13 protein-coding genes are annotated in these 15,756 nt (G+C 39.4%); 2 read left to right on the forward strand and 11 right to left on the reverse strand.

Translation table 11 applies throughout. The features are described from left to right. Positions 1 to 7: 7 nt before the first annotated feature. From hscB to AC2SLT_RS04465, 6 genes are all read right to left on the reverse strand, one after another. Positions 8 to 568 (reverse strand): Fe-S protein assembly co-chaperone HscB, encoded by a 561-nt coding sequence (gene hscB / locus AC2SLT_RS04440; protein WP_486546430.1) that lies wholly within the window; start codon positions 566 to 568, stop codon positions 8 to 10. Positions 569 to 784: 216 nt separating this feature from the next. Continuing rightward, positions 785 to 1,105, reverse strand: coding sequence for an iron-sulfur cluster assembly protein IscA (iscA, locus tag AC2SLT_RS04445; protein WP_486546431.1), 321 nt, complete (start codon positions 1,103 to 1,105; stop codon positions 785 to 787). A 241-nt stretch (positions 1,106 to 1,346) separates the two neighbouring features. After that, a complete protein-coding gene (iscU, locus tag AC2SLT_RS04450) occupies positions 1,347 to 1,745 on the reverse strand; it encodes a Fe-S cluster assembly scaffold IscU (protein ID WP_486546432.1) in 399 nt (132 codons plus the stop codon). Positions 1,746 to 2,194: 449 nt separating this feature from the next. Continuing rightward, positions 2,195 to 3,412 carry an IscS subfamily cysteine desulfurase gene (locus AC2SLT_RS04455; protein WP_486546588.1) on the reverse strand — a complete coding sequence of 406 codons (1,218 nt, stop codon included), beginning with the start codon at positions 3,410 to 3,412 and terminating at the stop codon, positions 2,195 to 2,197. A 5-nt stretch (positions 3,413 to 3,417) separates the two neighbouring features. Next, positions 3,418 to 3,927 carry an Rrf2 family transcriptional regulator gene (locus AC2SLT_RS04460; protein WP_486546433.1) on the reverse strand — a complete coding sequence of 170 codons (510 nt, stop codon included), beginning with the start codon at positions 3,925 to 3,927 and terminating at the stop codon, positions 3,418 to 3,420. Positions 3,928 to 4,617: 690 nt separating this feature from the next. After that, positions 4,618 to 5,250 carry a hypothetical protein gene (locus AC2SLT_RS04465; protein ID WP_486546434.1) on the reverse strand — a complete coding sequence of 211 codons (633 nt, stop codon included), beginning with the start codon at positions 5,248 to 5,250 and terminating at the stop codon, positions 4,618 to 4,620. Positions 5,251 to 5,951: 701 nt separating this feature from the next. Here AC2SLT_RS04465 and AC2SLT_RS04470 point away from each other — a divergent pair. Together AC2SLT_RS04470 and AC2SLT_RS04475 are read left to right on the forward strand one after the other, a co-directional pair. Beyond that, a complete protein-coding gene (locus AC2SLT_RS04470) occupies positions 5,952 to 6,224 on the forward strand; it encodes an HU family DNA-binding protein (RefSeq protein ID WP_486546435.1) in 273 nt (90 codons plus the stop codon). 142 nt (positions 6,225 to 6,366) lie between these two features. Further along, positions 6,367 to 8,241, forward strand: a complete 1,875-nt coding sequence (locus tag AC2SLT_RS04475; protein WP_486546436.1) for a SurA N-terminal domain-containing protein — start codon at positions 6,367 to 6,369, stop codon at positions 8,239 to 8,241. Between the two features lie 277 nt (positions 8,242 to 8,518). Here AC2SLT_RS04475 and purH read toward each other — a convergent pair whose 3' ends face one another. The 5 genes from purH to mrcB form a co-directional block, all read right to left on the reverse strand. After that, positions 8,519 to 10,093 (reverse strand): bifunctional phosphoribosylaminoimidazolecarboxamide formyltransferase/IMP cyclohydrolase, encoded by a 1,575-nt coding sequence (purH, locus tag AC2SLT_RS04480; RefSeq protein ID WP_486546437.1) that lies wholly within the window; start codon positions 10,091 to 10,093, stop codon positions 8,519 to 8,521. A 68-nt stretch (positions 10,094 to 10,161) separates the two neighbouring features. Further along, entirely contained in the window at positions 10,162 to 10,473 is a 312-nt protein-coding gene (fis, locus tag AC2SLT_RS04485) for a DNA-binding transcriptional regulator Fis (protein WP_486546438.1), read from the reverse strand. 180 nt (positions 10,474 to 10,653) lie between these two features. Then, entirely contained in the window at positions 10,654 to 11,571 is a 918-nt protein-coding gene (prmA, locus tag AC2SLT_RS04490) for a 50S ribosomal protein L11 methyltransferase (protein ID WP_486546439.1), read from the reverse strand. Between the two features lie 44 nt (positions 11,572 to 11,615). Beyond that, on the reverse strand, positions 11,616 to 12,599 hold the full coding sequence (locus AC2SLT_RS04495; RefSeq protein ID WP_486546440.1) for a tetratricopeptide repeat protein: 984 nt from the start codon (positions 12,597 to 12,599) through the stop codon (positions 11,616 to 11,618). A gap of 349 nt (positions 12,600 to 12,948) precedes the next feature. Beyond that, positions 12,949 to 15,363: a penicillin-binding protein 1B gene (gene mrcB / locus AC2SLT_RS04500; RefSeq protein WP_486546589.1), complete on the reverse strand. Its 2,415-nt coding sequence runs from the start codon at positions 15,361 to 15,363 to the stop codon at positions 12,949 to 12,951. Between the last annotated feature and the right edge of the window lie 393 nt (positions 15,364 to 15,756).

Consider the following 15,756-nt stretch of genomic DNA (forward strand, 5'->3'; position numbering starts at 1 on the left):
TAAAGACTTATAGATAGAGGTCGTCATCGTTGTCTTGTTGCTGACTATTGTCGATAGAGGTATCCATATCTTTTTTGAGTTTAACGAGAAACTTAAGCTTCTGAGTCGCATCCATCGCTACTGGCCAGTCTTGATTGAGATAGGCATCATTAAAGCGTGTCGAGTGAGCCTCTATGCGCTGGTCTACTTTTGTTTTTAATTGTTTTATGGTTGCTAAATCAGCCGATGACTCTGCATCATCTAATGCCATACGCATGTCCATCGCATCATCAAGAAAATCTAAATCTGCAATAGAGTGGTCAGTATTTAAGGATTGACCGGATAGCTCGAGTAAGTAATTGGCGCGACTGTCTGGATTTACTAAAATATCGTAAGCATGGTTAATAACCGCAGAACTTTGCCTTGACGAAGGATCGTCCGTCTCAGAGCTTGAAGATAGTTTATCTGGATGATAGTGTTGCTGAAGTTGCCTTAACCGGTTACTTAATTTTATTTTATCAACATCAAAGGAAACTGGTTGCTCAAAGAGAGCAAAAAAATTGGCAAAGGTAGGCGTATTTTCAGACATAGGCTTGGGGTGCTATTAATTGGCTAAAGGTATAAAACTTTTATTCATGCACTGGTAAAAGTCAGCATAGAATATTTAGGCATACTATATGAACTACAATGTACTAAAGTTAAAATATGCTAAAGTTAAAACTGACGAACAATGTCGTCAGCTAAAAGTAAAGTTGTGTATATTGAATGGCTAGGATTGCAAAGAAAAATGGTTTAGTCGTTTATATTAAACGGTAAATGATTCTCCACATCCACATTCCCCTTTTTGATTAGGGTTACTGAATTTAAAGCCTTCGTTCAATCCTTCTACTACATAATCCATCAGTAAACCATCAAGATAAACCATGCTTTTGGGGTCAACAAAGATATTAACCCCTTGGCTTTCGAATTTTTGATCAGCAGCATCAGGTTGATCAACAAATTCTAACACATAGGCCAGTCCAGAACATCCAGCAGTACGAATACCAACTCGAATGCCTTCACCATGACCTCTGTTTGAAAGATAGTCAGAGACGTGTTTTGCTGCACGTTCGGTCAGTTCAATCATTTAGACTTTCCTATTTGTTAAAAATTACTTTAATTGATCTTTTGTTGATACAAGTAAGACCGTATACTCGGTGGACTTAAACTCGTTAATTACTAATAATCTAAATAGCTACTCATATTAAAGTCTACTATTATTGCCCATCAAGTGGCCTTATTAATATACTCAGCTAATAAACGTAACGGATTAACTAATTAAATTTAACGGCTTCTAGTCAAACTTAACAGCTTGTGGTCAAACTAATTTATGCTTCCGTAGAGGTGCTGCCACTTTTAACACGATAGTCATTAATTGCCGCTTTGATCGCATCTTCTGCAAGCACTGAGCAATGAACTTTAACTGGTGGTAACGCTAATTCTTCAGCGATATGTTTATTCTTAATCTCTCCCGCTTGGTCTAAAGTTTTACCTTTAAGCCATTCAGTAACAAGAGAACTTGATGCAATTGCAGAGCCACAACCGTATGTTTTGAAACGAGCATCTTCGATGATACCGTCGTCATTAACCTGGATTTGTAGACGCATAACGTCACCACAAGCGGGTGCACCTACCATGCCTGTACCGACGTTTTTGGCATCCTTGTCCAAATTACCAACGTTGCGTGGATTTTCATAATGGTCAATTACTTGATTACTATAAGCCATGGTGTTACTCCTCGGGTTTAACCTAGATAAATTGTACTATTAAGCTTATTCGCTAAGCGTATTTCAATAAAATAGTTTTAAAGTGTTTTTTAGTAGTGATATAAATGAATCAATGAGCTAATTATTCAATGATCTATTTATTGATCTATTTATTCAATGATCTATAAGTCTTTAATGAGGGTTGGAGGCTGGATAATCAATGATAATTAACCTTTTAACAACCAAATGATACCAGCCAACTCTTAAATCAACCCAACTAATAAATCATACCAGCCAATTCTTAAATCAGCACAGCAATGCTTCTATCAATCCTTCAATCAATACAGCTACCTAAATAAATGTCTAAAAAATAACTGTCTAACTAATTAAGAGACGTTATACCTGATTAATAGCTAATTAAAAATAAAGAACTTTAGAATGAATGCCTGCTAAAATTAATCAGTTGTCAATTAGTGTTCCGCCCATTCGACTGAGTTAAGATCAACACCATCTTTATACATATCCCAAAGTGGCGATAAGTCTCTTAATTTATCGACAGCTTCGTGAATTTGAGTCAAGATAATATCAATATCCTCTTCAGTGGTATAACGACCAAAGCTAAAACGTATAGAGCTGTGAGCTAACTCATCTGGACGACCAATGGCACGTAATACATAAGAAGGCTCTAAGGTAGCTGATGTACAAGCAGAGCCTGAAGATACTGCCATGTCTTTAAGTGACATCATTAATGATTCACCTTCAACAAAGTTAAAGCTAATATTGATGATATTAGGGATACTATGTTCTGAGTCTCCGTTCAGATAAATTTCTTCAATATCTTGAACGCCTGCCCAAAGCTTATCACGTAACTTTTGCGCATGAGCATGATCTTCTTCAAGACGTTTTGCGGCTATCGAAAACGCTTCGCCCATACCCACAATCTGGTGGGTAGCTAAAGTACCTGAACGCATCCCTCTTTCGTGACCGCCGCCATGTTGTTCTGCACGTAGGCGAATACGTGGCTTACGGCGTACAAATAAAGCACCAATCCCTTTAGGTCCATATACTTTATGACCAGAGAAGCTCATTAAATCAATCTTTAATTGCTCAAGATCAATGGCTACCTTACCAGCAGCTTGAGCACCATCAACATGGAAGACAACACCTGCAGCGCGAGTAATTTCGCCAATTGCTTTCACATCGGTTAAAGTACCAAGCTCATTATTAACCATCATAAGAGACACTAAGATAGTATCTTCACGCATGGCTTCCTTCACTTGTTCAGGTAAAATAAGTCCTGTGCTCTTTTGGGGCTCGATGTAAGTAATCTCGAAGCCTTCTTGCTCTAATTGGCGACACGTGTCTAACACAGCTTTATGTTCAATTTTACTGGTGATAATGTGCTTGCCACGACTAGAATAGAAGTGAGCCGCACCCTTAATCGCTAAGTTATCCGATTCAGTAGCACCTGAGGTAAAAACGATTTCACGTGGATCGGCATTAATGAGATCTGCAATTTGCTGACGGGCGTTTTCAACGGCTTCTTCTGCTTGCCACCCATAACCATGAGAACGTGATGCTGGATTACCAAACATCCCATCAAAGGTCATATAATCGGTCATTTTTTTTGCTACCTCAGGATCTACAGGGGTAGTGGCTGCATAATCAAGATAGATAGGACGGTTTATGTTACTCATGCTGGGTTAACCTCACTGGCTGAGAATATAATATTGGGATCAGATGACTCAGTGGCAACCTTATAAATAAGTTGTTGTCGATGAGAGACATCTTTTACATTTTCCATCTGTAATAATTGTTCTAATGAAATATTTTTTAAATATTGCTCGATGTGTTTAGATAGTGCACACCATAGATCATGCGTCAAGCACATGGCGCCACCTTGACAGTTACCTTTACCTTCACACTGCATCGCATTAACAGACTCATCAACGGCTGTAATAATAGCCATGACGTCGATTTCTGCAAGTGGTTTTGCTAAATGGTAGCCACCTGATGCGCCTCGAGTACTGGTTACCAATCCTGCTTTTCTTAATTTAGAAAACAACTGCTCTAAATAAGAAATCGATATTGACTGGCGTTTGGCAATATCAGATAAGGAGACAGCACTTGATGATTCACTATCTTGGATAGCCAGATCAAGTAACGCCGTTACTGCGTATCTTCCTCGAGTTGTTAAGCGCATTCAAGCCTCCGCAAGATCACTAGTGGTTAATGTGAGTGCTATTATAGTTAATCCTGAGTAAAATAGTCAAGATTAATTAGTACCTAATTTGTAAGGCAGCAATATATAATTAAAACAATAAGTTGACGGTTAAAAAATTGCCTTTTTTAGGGTGCTAAAAATATCGACAATAGGGTAGGTTAATACAAGGCTAGGATATCGATCCATAGTATTAGATTAAGTATATTGGCTATAAAGAATGATTAAGTGAGTCATGCGAGGTGAATAATGCAAGAAGATGAGTAATAAGTAACGATGTGCACAGTATGTTGTACTACAAAAATTTAGTCATTAGATGTTAAGAGCCTAAGATGTTAAGAGCTTAAATAGAGGGTCATTAATTTACTAGTAATGTCTTTATGGGATTGGACAGATTTAGAATAATATGCTCTACAAACTAAGGTTAGTTGTACGCTTTAACCATAAAGCTCTATAACTATATAACGCTATAACTACAATAATTAAATTAGTTACCTCAATCTCAACTCTTAATGTAGGCTGCGGCTTTAGCCCAGCATTTTTTGATTAAAGGCCTTGATTAACTGGGCTAAAAGCACCAGCATAAAGTGAATTTCAATAAGTTGATAACAGGGTAATAGTTATAGCGTATAACAAAGTAAACACACAATTCGGGCTTAAAAAGAATAATATTTAGGTCAACCAGCCTATAACCGCAGCAACTGCAATTATTGAAACGATGACTAAGGCGATCAACGTGGTTTTTTGCTTACTTTGTGCTTCTTTCAGGCTAACTTCTAGCGCCCGATTGCGAGTACTCAAGACATTTAATTGCTTCTGCTGCTCTTCTATACGAGCTTTGTAGTTTGGAACCGGGGCGCTTGCTTCTTCTTTTTTTGAGTTGTCTTTACCCTTAAAAGTTTTAATAATACCTTGAATTAAGCTCGCTAAGCCAAGCTGTACCAAGAAGTGGCGGACTTCAGCAACCGTTTCAGTAGCACCGCGCATTGTGAGTTTATTAATTTGAGTGGCATCATTACTTATGAATGAATTAATAATTTGGTGGCTATAAGCATTAATGATGACATGAGGCTCTGAAACTTGTTGTGGCAAGTGAGTATCCAATAATATACCCTTGTTCGTAAAGGTGGCATAGAACTGGGTGTGGGGCAGATAACTCCGAACACAAACCACAGTATTTTTTTGTGCAAGAGGATATACCGCTTTTCGAAGGTTAGGATCAAACCTCAATACAAGGGTAATGACGGACTCTGCAAGTACCAGTACAACATTAAGTAAAGAGCTAGAAATTGAATTTTGACTCATACTAAACCTATTTAAGAATTAAAATTAAGGGTTACTACTGGATTTACCCTAGTATAGAATTTATTTTTAAAAACCTATATTAGAAATATATATAGAGGTATTAACTATAAAAGAGCTTGTGTAACTACTATGAGAGTACTACCACATAAGCAGTCGTCTAAGGTGCTACTATAAAAGGTGTTACTAAATGAGGTGCTAAGATTGGGCACTATAAGTCTAAAAAGCCACTGATATTGAGCACTCTTTAATCGCTAAACGGGGTAAATAATAGCATAAAGAATCGCTTAGGCCATAGGTTCGATTGTCTTAAATGTGTGTGACTTAGTTTAATATCGGTGATAATGACCATAATTTATACTGATAATTTTGCTTATTATTAGCTTATTATAGGCAAAATATACAATAGCGCTTGAAAAAACATGATATTGAGGGTATAAAGTTATTATAAGTAGTGTCACGAGGTATGTTTAGTGCGTTTGTCGAAAATAAAGTGTAAATTTCTCTTGCACATTTCGAGTCCCCTTGTTATAACTGCATTTATGAACTACCTTGTCAAAAAATACTTTAGATTTAATAGGTGCATTTTTTTGCGCTATTGTGTAGTATTTAAAGGCTTGGTGATTGCTTAATAAATTATTGCTTAATGAGTAGTTAAGCGGTAAAATTTACCCCTGAATTTTTAAACTTTAAAGGAATTTTCTATGAATAAATCAGAATTGGTTGATAGCATTGCGGAAAAAAGCGGCCTAAACAAAACTCAAGCTTCAGATGCACTAAATGCTATGATGGAGAGTGTTGGCGAAGCTCTTGAAAATAATGACACTATTTCATTGGTCGGTTTCGGTACTTTTAGCGTAAAAGATCGTAAGGCGCGTACTGGCCGCAATCCAAAAACTGGTGAAGAGTTACAAATTCCAGCAAGCCGCGTACCACATTTTAAAGCAGGTAAAGGTCTTAAAGATCGTTTAAACTAAGCCTAAGCAATGCTATGTTAAGTGAATTAAGTTTCTAATAGTAGACCATAACGCACCTTAGGGTGCGTTTTTTTTGTGTCAGACCTTATTTTCACGTATGATATGGTGTTACCCATTAATTAACCAAAGACTGATATGTACTATGGAATCGATACGAAATTTTCTTAAAAGTTGGCCTGGAAGAATCTTTTTGATGCTTTGCTTATCACCCCTTGTGATTTTGGGGCTTGAGAGTTATTTTAGTGGTGGCGCTAGCGCAAATGAGGTGGCTAAGGTAGGTGATCAATCCATTAGCCGAATGGAATATCAAAACGGTATTAACGCACGTAGAACTCAGCTATTAGAAGAGGGTGTGGAACCTAGTGCGATCAATACGCATGTTTTGAATAAAGAGGTACTTGAAGGATTAATAAACCGGGCCTTATTAAGAAACCAAACCGAACAATTAGGTATGCACGTATCGGATGCTGAGATCAATAACCTGTTGTTAAAAGATCCTCAATATCAAGATCAAAATGGCAATTTCTCGAATGATCGGTTTGCCTTTGCACTGCAGCAGCAAAGAATTACTAAGGATCAATTGTTTGCAGATTATCGCCAACAGTTGAATCTCATGCAGTTATATGCCAGTGTGGCACAAACTGCCCTGTATCCTGAAAAGGAAATCAACGACTTACTTGCCTTGCAATTAGAAACGCGAGATGTATGGGTGTACCGACTACCATGGGAGCAGTATGCAGATAACGTTTCCGTATCAAAAGCTGAAATTGAAGACTATTATAATGAACACAAAAATGAGCTAAATAGTGTGGCGATGGTTGATTTAGCTTATGTAAGACTCGATCCTACCAAAATACCAGTAGATGAGGTAACGGATGAGGAGCTAAAGGCTCAGTATGATGCCTATAAAGCAAGTTTTGTTGGCAATTACACCAAAAAAATAAGCCAAATTCTTCTTACAGGTAATAATGCACAAAATACTATTAATGATATACAGTCACGACTTAAAGCAGGTGAAAGTTTTGAAGCCTTGGCTAAGCAGTATTCTGAAGATCCAGTGAGTAAGTCAAAAGGTGGTGATATAGGTACTTTCAATCCTGAAGCTTTTGGAGGAGATGGACAAATAGTCGCTAAGGCCATTGAGGGACTAAGTAAGGGACAAGTTTCAGAACCTATTAAAACCAGCTTTGGTTATCAGATATTTAAAGTTAATGAGGTGTCTGGCGACGATATGCCAACGCTTGATAGCATCAGAGATGAGTTAGTCGATCAAGTAAAGCGTCAAAAACGTGAGCAGATAATTGCTGATAAAATCACCCGAATTAATGATATGGCAACGGATGGTGTCAGTATTGAAGATATTGCTCAACAAGAAGAGCTGACAGTTCACCAGCTTAAAGACTACACTAAAGTTAACAATAAGACGGAGCTTAGTCAGCCTGCGGTCATCGAGGCGGCATTTGATGACTTTACGATTCAAAATGAATCTGTTAGTCCCAGTATAAAAGTCAATTCAGGAACACTTTGGGTACAGCCTAGTAACTATAGACCGGTAGCACCCTTGTCTTTACAACAAGCAAGCCCACAAATTAAAAATATACTTACTAAGCAGAAGGCCACTGATATGGCACTGGCTGAAGCCAATCGTATTGCTGATATTGGTAACAACAAAGGTATGCAAGCGACTAACGTATCATTCAAATCGCTTAAAAATGTCGATCGTCAAACTACGCAATTAGCGGCAGATGAAAAGGCGATTGCCTTTAGTTACGAAAGTAAGGGGGAGAAACCGGTTGCGGTAGCCACTGAGACTAATACAGGAGCGACAGTATTGATGTTAGGTCCTGTTTCAAAAGGATCTATAAAAGATGTGCCAGCGTCAGAGCTCTCCCAAGCGATGTTTGATATGAGAGATATTCGCGGAAAAGAGCAGTTTAGAGACTATTTAGAGTATTTAAAAATAGCCACACCTATTGAACAAAACGAGTCAATTATCAATGAGGTAGGTGGGTTGTAATGATGCTACCAATAGCTGTTTGCTCACACCTGTTTTACTAAGCTGAAAGATTAATAAGCATAAGCTTTAGTAAAAAATAAATGACTGTTTTGCATGATTATCGTAAATCTCTAAAAAAACCGCTTCATATTGGTATGAAGCGGTTTTTTATGATCTAGCAATAAGGGACTATTTGATGCGTAAGCGGGTCTAGCTTATCATCTTTTATCCGTATACTAAGGCCTAGACTTAAACTTAAACTTGGACTTAAATTCACGTCTGGCCTTAGACTCAAAGTTTAATGACGGAAGTGACGCATACCGGTAAACACCATAGCGATACCATGCTCATTTGCAGCAGCAATAGTCTCGTCATCACGGATAGAGCCGCCAGGCTGTATGATAGCTTTGATGCCTACCTCAGCTGCGTTATCGATACCATCTCTAAATGGGAAAAAGGCATCCGAGGCCATTACTGCCCCCTCAGTTTGTAGATTGGCATGACCCGCTTTGATAGCAGCAATACGTGCCGAGTTGACACGGCTCATTTGACCTGCACCAATACCGATAGTACGTTGATCTTTACCATAGACAATCGCATTTGACTTAACATATTTTGCAACTGTCCAAGTGAACAATAAGTCGTTCATCTGCTGTGGCGTTGGCGTAAGCTCAGTGACTATTTTTAGATCGTCTGCGGTAATCAGTCCTAAATCTTGGTTTTGAACTAACAAGCCACCTGTGACACGTTTATAATCAAATTGTGGTGCTCTATTTTGTGGTGCAGGTAACTCACCACAGGTTAGAACGCGAACGTTCTTTTTCTTTGCAGTGATCTCAAGCACACCCTCTTCAAGACTGGGTGCGATAATCACTTCTGCAAATTGAGTATCAACGATAGCCTGTGCGGTCGCTTTTGTTAATGGCTTATTAAAGGCAATGATACCGCCAAATGAAGATTCTGGATCAGTACTAAAAGCCGTTTTATAAGCGTGAGTCTGATCACTATTGATTGCGACACCGCATGGGTTTGCATGTTTGACGATTACGCACGCAGACTCACTAAAAGACTTAACACACTCCAAGGCAGCATCAGTATCTGCAATGTTGTTATAAGAAAGCTCTTTACCTTGATGTTGCTGTGCAGTAGAAATGCTCCCTGTGGCAGAGTTATTAGCTTCAACATAAAAAGCGGCTTGCTGATGAGGGTTTTCACCATAGCGAAGGTCTTGAGCCTTTTGCAGCTGTATATTGAAGGTACGTGCGAAGCTATCAGGGGCATCAAATGACTTAAGTCGGCTACCTAAAAAGTTTGCGATCATACCATCGTATTGAGCAGTATGCTCGAATGCTTTCACCGCCAAATCAAAACGAGTATTTTGTGATAAGCTGCCAGATGATTTTAATTCGTCTAAAATGGCATCATAATCCTTAGGGCTGGTCACAATTGCTACGTGTTCATGGTTTTTAGCAGCAGAACGAACCATGGTAGGCCCACCGATATCAATATTTTCAATGGCCTCGGCTTTACTAACATCAGGCTTAGCAACGGTTTGTGCAAAGGGATATAGGTTTACTACGACTAAATCAATGGGTCGAATGCCATGTTCACTCATTACAGCGTCATCTTGACCGCGGCGACCTAAAATGCCGCCGTGAATTTTAGGATGTAAGGTCTTTACACGGCCGTCCATCATCTCGGCAAATCCAGTGTAATCAGCAACCTCGGTAACAGGGATGCCGTTTTCAGACAAAAGCCGATAAGTGCCACCAGTTGATAGAAGGTCGTATCCAGCCTCAACCAGACCTTTAGCGAAGCTTTCAATATTTGATTTGTCAGAAACAGAAATAAGAGCGTACGGCTTTTCAGACATAGTTTTTCCTATAGTTGGATAAAAAAGTTAAACAGATGGTGGTAGTAGATTTAAAGTCAAGTTGGGTATTACATTAAATTATACTGTTGCATCTTTTTTCTTAAAGTGCCTCGATTAAGCCCCAATATCTTTGCCGTTTTTGATTGATTACCTTCCGTTTGATTGAGAACAACTTGCAATAGGGGCTTTTCAATCTCTTGTAAGATAGTGTGATAAAGATTGGTTGGTACTTGACCTTCAAGCTCAATAAAGTATTGTTCAACAGCATGTTGGACATGATGGCGAAGCGGAGTACGACTATCAGATAGAGAATGACTTATCGCTTCTAATGAAGACGTATCAGGATCGTTACTAGGGAAAGAGGAGAGGTGGTTATTCATAATAAAAGTCAGTTTAGTGCGGATATAAAAGCAAGTGGTTTAAACCTCATTCTATCATTAGAATAGTGCCTAGAACCATGGTTTAATATAAAACGTTTAATATATAAAAGGCACTATTTATTCAATGTGAATGTTTGGTTAAGGTATAATTTACAAAGAGTTGCTAAGAATAATGCTCAATCATTCGCCATTAAATTTACCCGAAAGACGATGCCAGTGTGAGTCTTCCTGTTTTGAATAAGCATGATGACCGTCTATATCAAACCAAGGTTGGTAAGCAGTTTTGACATCGTCTAATTGTTCTGAGATTAAACCCGCCAGTACTATACGACCTTGAGGCTGGATTAAAGTTGCTAGATAAGGCGCTAGTTCCATCAAGGGTTTAGCAAGAATATTGGCCGTAATAATATCTGCTTTAGCAATCTTGCCTGTCTCAAATTCTTTAGCAAAATCTTCAGGTAAAAAAGCTTTCAAAGAATTATCAACCTCATTTCGTTCAGCATTTTGATTGGTCGCTAATACCGCTTGTGGATCAATATCCACACTATAAACCTGCTTGGCGCCTAATAATAGGGCTGCAATACCCAATATACCTGAACCACAGCCATAGTCGATAATGACTTTGTTCTCTAACTCTTGATCGGTTAACCAATCAAGACAAAGCCGAGTTGTGGCATGATAGCCAGTACCAAAAGCCAACCCCGGATCCATCATAATGTTAATTGCCTCTGGATTAGGCGGGGTCATCCACTTAGGAACAATCCATAAATTATTAATACATTCAATGGGAACATAATGTGACATCCATTCGCGTTCCCAGTCAGTATCAGCCAGCGCAGTTGTCCAAACCCGTCGTGCATTCACTTGAACGGCGATAATTTGTGCGACGGCTTCAAGATTTTGGGCATTATCTGCGGTAAATAACCCTGTTAATACAACCTCATCCCACAGTGGAGACTGTCCAGGTAGAGGCTCAAACAAGGGTTGATCCCCTGCGTCTTCAAGGCTAATGGATAATGCACCTTCTTCTAATAATAAGCTCTCTGCCAACTCAACGTCTTGTTTAGCGCATTGTAGATGTAGTTGTTGCCAATCCATAAAAATCCTTATTTCATTTAGGTCAAAAAACAAGCTATTTTAAGCTATTGTGCAAGTGCTGCGTTTGCTTCGTTTATAACACGGACATTACCTTGAGCTTGTGCCGCTTTCAAGATAACTTGCCAAAGAGCTCTCTTTCTGGATGGTGTAGTCGCGACGACTAAACCACGTCGTGCCATTGCCTCAGCTTTTAGCGGTTGGTTTTGCTTCAATGCGACTTGACCTAGATAAAAATAAACCGCTGAAGATTGAGGCGCTAAGCGTTGAGCACGGGTAAATGTACTTTCTGCAGCCGATATTTGACCTTGACGTAGTTGTGAAACCCCTGTATCCATAAGCTTTTGGAACGCTGGAATATTCGTACCATCTTGTAGAGTGGTATTTGAGGTATTGGTACGCCCTCCTTGTTGCGAATTTTGACGCGCTTGTTCTAAAAGCTGCTGTTGAGTTGTCCGGGCATCAGGTTTAGGTGGGGTGATTATAATGACAGGGGGAGGTCTTACTGGAGATGTGTCAGTATTTGTATTCGAAGAGGGGGACTGAGCATTTGATGTACCAAATTGACTGTCATCATTTTGATTTACCGGTGCCTCAGCAGAGGGAGGGTTAGACTCAAAAGAGTCTGGTGTCTCTGGTTCATCGATAGGATAATTCAGATCGACGTCATCATCCATACTTTCATCATCACTATTAACACTATAACCACCATTATAGTCACCATTTTCAAGTGTTGTTGTCGATGAGGTGGTTACTGGCTCTATCTGATGAGTTACTGGCTCTGTCTGATGAGTTACTGGCTCTGTCTGATTAATTTGCGTATTTTGATTGGGTGTTGATGGCAGTTTATCTTGAGTGGACTGGCCAGTTGCTGTCGATTGCGATTTAGGAGTATTTTGAGTAGGGTAGGGTAGGGTGCTGGTAGTTTGACAGCCATTTAAGCCCCCTAGCATGACTATCCCTAAAGTCGACGCCGTTAAAATCGATTTAAGTTGTAGGGATTTGGTTTGGGCAAAACTGTACATATTCATGGGTTAAGTCCGAGTGAGGTACTATTCATGTACTATAGTCAACGAACTACTAAACGGTTACAGTGTTAACCTCGTTAAGCCTACTCGAGTAGTACTTGCACTCGGTTGCCTTGTAACCATTTTAGGCTTCTTTGACTATAATGTCACTGTTAAGTACTGATAAATCTATCATTAGAGTGTGATAAGGCACGAACAAACTACTTAGACAAAATAGTAAGTCACTTAATAGTAAGTCACTTATAGTCAAACTCAAATAGTCAAACACTAATGGTAGTATGAAAATGCGTAGCGGCCGATGTAACACAGCTAAATCAATATTTTAGGGTCTAAAGCTAACAGTAAGCGTTATTTAAAACCATTCTAAAGCTTTGTCATACCAAGTATCGCCTTCATTAGCGTTACCTTGACCATTAGAAGGCTCTTCATCTGAAGGTTGACCGTTGTCTATAGCACCATCAGGGCCTACTGGCGCAGTGGCACTTTGCTCGCCTTGTTCAGTGCTCTGTGCTGGGTCTTGGCGGCTTTGTTCAATGAGAGAATCGCGTTGATCATTAAACCACTGCAACTGTCGGCGGGCTTGTTCTCTTTGATAAACGTCAAGGGCACAAGCACTGGCTTCTTCGGGTAGATTCTTTGTTAATACCGGAAGATAACGGGCGCTTTCACAAGATTCATGAGACAATTTCCCAGTACCATTTTCAAGCCATAACCATTCGACTGAGTCTGGCTGCACCAGATCAACAGGACTTAAACGTAGGCGACTCATAAAGTCTTTCCAGATAGGCAAAGCACCACTACCTCCACTTAAGCCAATAGGTTTGTTGTCATCTCGACCGACCCAGACGACACTGACATAATTACCACTATAACCGGCAAACCATGCATCACGATAATCATTGGTAGTGCCTGTTTTGCCTGCTAAATTTAGGTTACTACCTAAAGACTTTAAGGAGCTGGCTGTGCCATTTTTTACAACTTCTTGCATGGCATAGTTTGTTAAATAATTGACATCAGGTGGTATACTACGCATGGTCTCAAGCCCAGAGCGTTGCAATATTTTACCACGGTTATCGACCACTGAGCGAATACTGAAGATAGGCGTACGAAACCCTCCAGCTGCGACTACTTGATACATACCAAGCATATCCATTGGACTAAGCTCAACAGAGCCTAAAAATAAAGAAGGGTAGTTTGGTATTTCTTCTTTTATACCTAAGCGGTGAAGCTGATTTATAAAGGTGCCCACACCAAATTCTAAACCTGTATTAACGGCTGCAAGATTGTATGATTTTGCCAATGCAGTGGTTAAAGGCACATAACCATGATCTCGACCATCATAGTTTTTTGGACTCCAAGTCGTGCCATCCTTTAAGGTTACTGTCACTGGACTATCATTAACGGGACTGGCAAGATTGTATTTGCCACTTTCAAGAGCCGTCATATATATAAAGGGCTTTAGCAAAGAGCCCACTTGACGTTTGGCATCCACTGCACGGTTAAACCCTGTAAATTCGCTACCACTACCAACAGCGGCAATCAATTCACCTGATGCAGGATCTGCACTCAACAAGGCTGCTTGTAATGGCTTGGTTTTACTGCTGCGTTTGCGAAGCGTGCTCAGTTGCTTCTCCACTGCGGCATCTGCTGCAAACTGTGCAATAGGGTCTAAAGTCGTAAATACCATCAAGCCTTCATTTTTCAAGTCGTCTTGATGATAATTGGTTTGAAGCTCGCGTTTAACAATATCTAGAAAATCGGGGAAACGGCTTTTACCAACGCTCGGCTTTTCAACGACATCTAAAGGCTGGACAATCGCTTCTTCATAGGTTGTTTGATCAATTTTACCTGTGGCAAGCATATTAGCTAAGACGGTATTGCGTCTTTCAAGAGCGCGTTCGGGATTACGACGAGGATTGTAGTAGCTGGTACCTTTAGCGAGACCAACTAGCAGAGCTTGTTGGTCAATGCGTAACTCTTTTAAGGGCTGATTAAAATAAAATTGTGAGGCTAATCCAAATCCATTGATGGAACGATTGCCATTTTGACCTAAGTTAATTTCATTAAGGTAAGTTTGTAATATTTCATCTTTATCGTAGTGCAGCTCTAACAGTAACGCCATCACCGCTTCATTAGCTTTGCGTTTTAGGGTCCGGTCAGAATTCAAATAAAAGTTTTTGATCAACTGCTGGGTAATCGTAGAGCCACCCTGCATTGAACCGCCTTTCAGGTTATTGTATATAGCACGACCAATCCCTTTAATAGACACTCCTTTATGCTCATAAAAGCCCCTGTCTTCAGTAGCTATTAATGCGTCGATAAGTGGCTGCGGAATATCTTTAAGAGGTAATACAATGCGGTCTTCGTTATTGTCAGGATATATACCACCAATCGTTACCGGCTCAATACGGACTATTCCAGTGTCATTGGGCTGGGTACTTTGAATGGTAACAACTTTAGAGTTGTCAATTTTAATCTTAATAACTTGTTCAGGATCTGTATCATTGGCACTATATTTAAAGCCACGGGTATGAATGGTATATTGACCTGCAGACTTGTTATAGGTGCCCGTTCGATCATAGTTAGAGCTGGATTTATAATTCAGCATCTCTAACCACGAGTCTAGATTTTTAGTGGTTAGCGTCGCCCCTTGGTATATCTCCAAGGGACGCGAAAATACTTTAGCGGGTATATTCCAGCGTTTCCCTTCAAACTTGGTGGTAATAACCTTGTCTTGTTTAACTAAATACATTGCCAGAACGAGCATACCAACAATGATAATAATCAGTAATATAAACCCAATAACAGAACCCTGCTGATGATGAGGGTTGGGTATTTTGCCAGATCTTAAATTAAAATCTGTACTTGAATTAGGGTTATTTACTTTAGGGTTGCTAAGAAATGAGCTTGAGTTAAAGGGCTTTTGTTGCACGATTGATTTACCAACATAAAAAAGACCTGATTATAATGACGTAAATTAGGTAAATTTTCAACGTTAATGGCGAGTAAAAGGTAACTTAACTGGTGTTTTAACCTTATTTTCATTCTTTTTCCATAACTTTTATAATTGCTTAATCAATGAAACAATGAATTGGTATATTTAATTAATAAACTTAGAAACTCGTATTCACAATCATTAATTGCTATTTTCGTATTAAAT

The organism is Psychrobacter sp. CX18, assembly GCF_057396215.1.

Excerpts from the sequence above, each read along its gene's own strand:
- hscB (WP_486546430.1), bottom strand. The coding sequence starts at position 568 with ATGTCTGAAAATACGCCTACCTTTGCCAATTTTTTTGCTCTCTTTGAG.
- iscA (WP_486546431.1), bottom strand. The coding sequence starts at position 1,105 with ATGATTGAACTGACCGAACGTGCAGCAAAACACGTCTCTGACTATCTT.
- iscU (WP_486546432.1), bottom strand. The coding sequence starts at position 1,745 with ATGGCTTATAGTAATCAAGTAATTGACCATTATGAAAATCCACGCAAC.
- AC2SLT_RS04460 (WP_486546433.1), bottom strand. The coding sequence starts at position 3,927 with ATGCGCTTAACAACTCGAGGAAGATACGCAGTAACGGCGTTACTTGAT.
- AC2SLT_RS04465 (WP_486546434.1), bottom strand. The coding sequence starts at position 5,250 with ATGAGTCAAAATTCAATTTCTAGCTCTTTACTTAATGTTGTACTGGTA.
- AC2SLT_RS04470 (WP_486546435.1), top strand. The coding sequence starts at position 5,952 with ATGAATAAATCAGAATTGGTTGATAGCATTGCGGAAAAAAGCGGCCTA.
- AC2SLT_RS04475 (WP_486546436.1), top strand. The coding sequence starts at position 6,367 with ATGGAATCGATACGAAATTTTCTTAAAAGTTGGCCTGGAAGAATCTTT.
- purH (WP_486546437.1), bottom strand. The coding sequence starts at position 10,093 with ATGTCTGAAAAGCCGTACGCTCTTATTTCTGTTTCTGACAAATCAAAT.
- fis (WP_486546438.1), bottom strand. The coding sequence starts at position 10,473 with ATGAATAACCACCTCTCCTCTTTCCCTAGTAACGATCCTGATACGTCT.
- prmA (WP_486546439.1), bottom strand. The coding sequence starts at position 11,571 with ATGGATTGGCAACAACTACATCTACAATGCGCTAAACAAGACGTTGAG.
- AC2SLT_RS04495 (WP_486546440.1), bottom strand. The coding sequence starts at position 12,599 with ATGAATATGTACAGTTTTGCCCAAACCAAATCCCTACAACTTAAATCG.
- mrcB (WP_486546589.1), bottom strand. The coding sequence starts at position 15,363 with ATGCTCGTTCTGGCAATGTATTTAGTTAAACAAGACAAGGTTATTACC.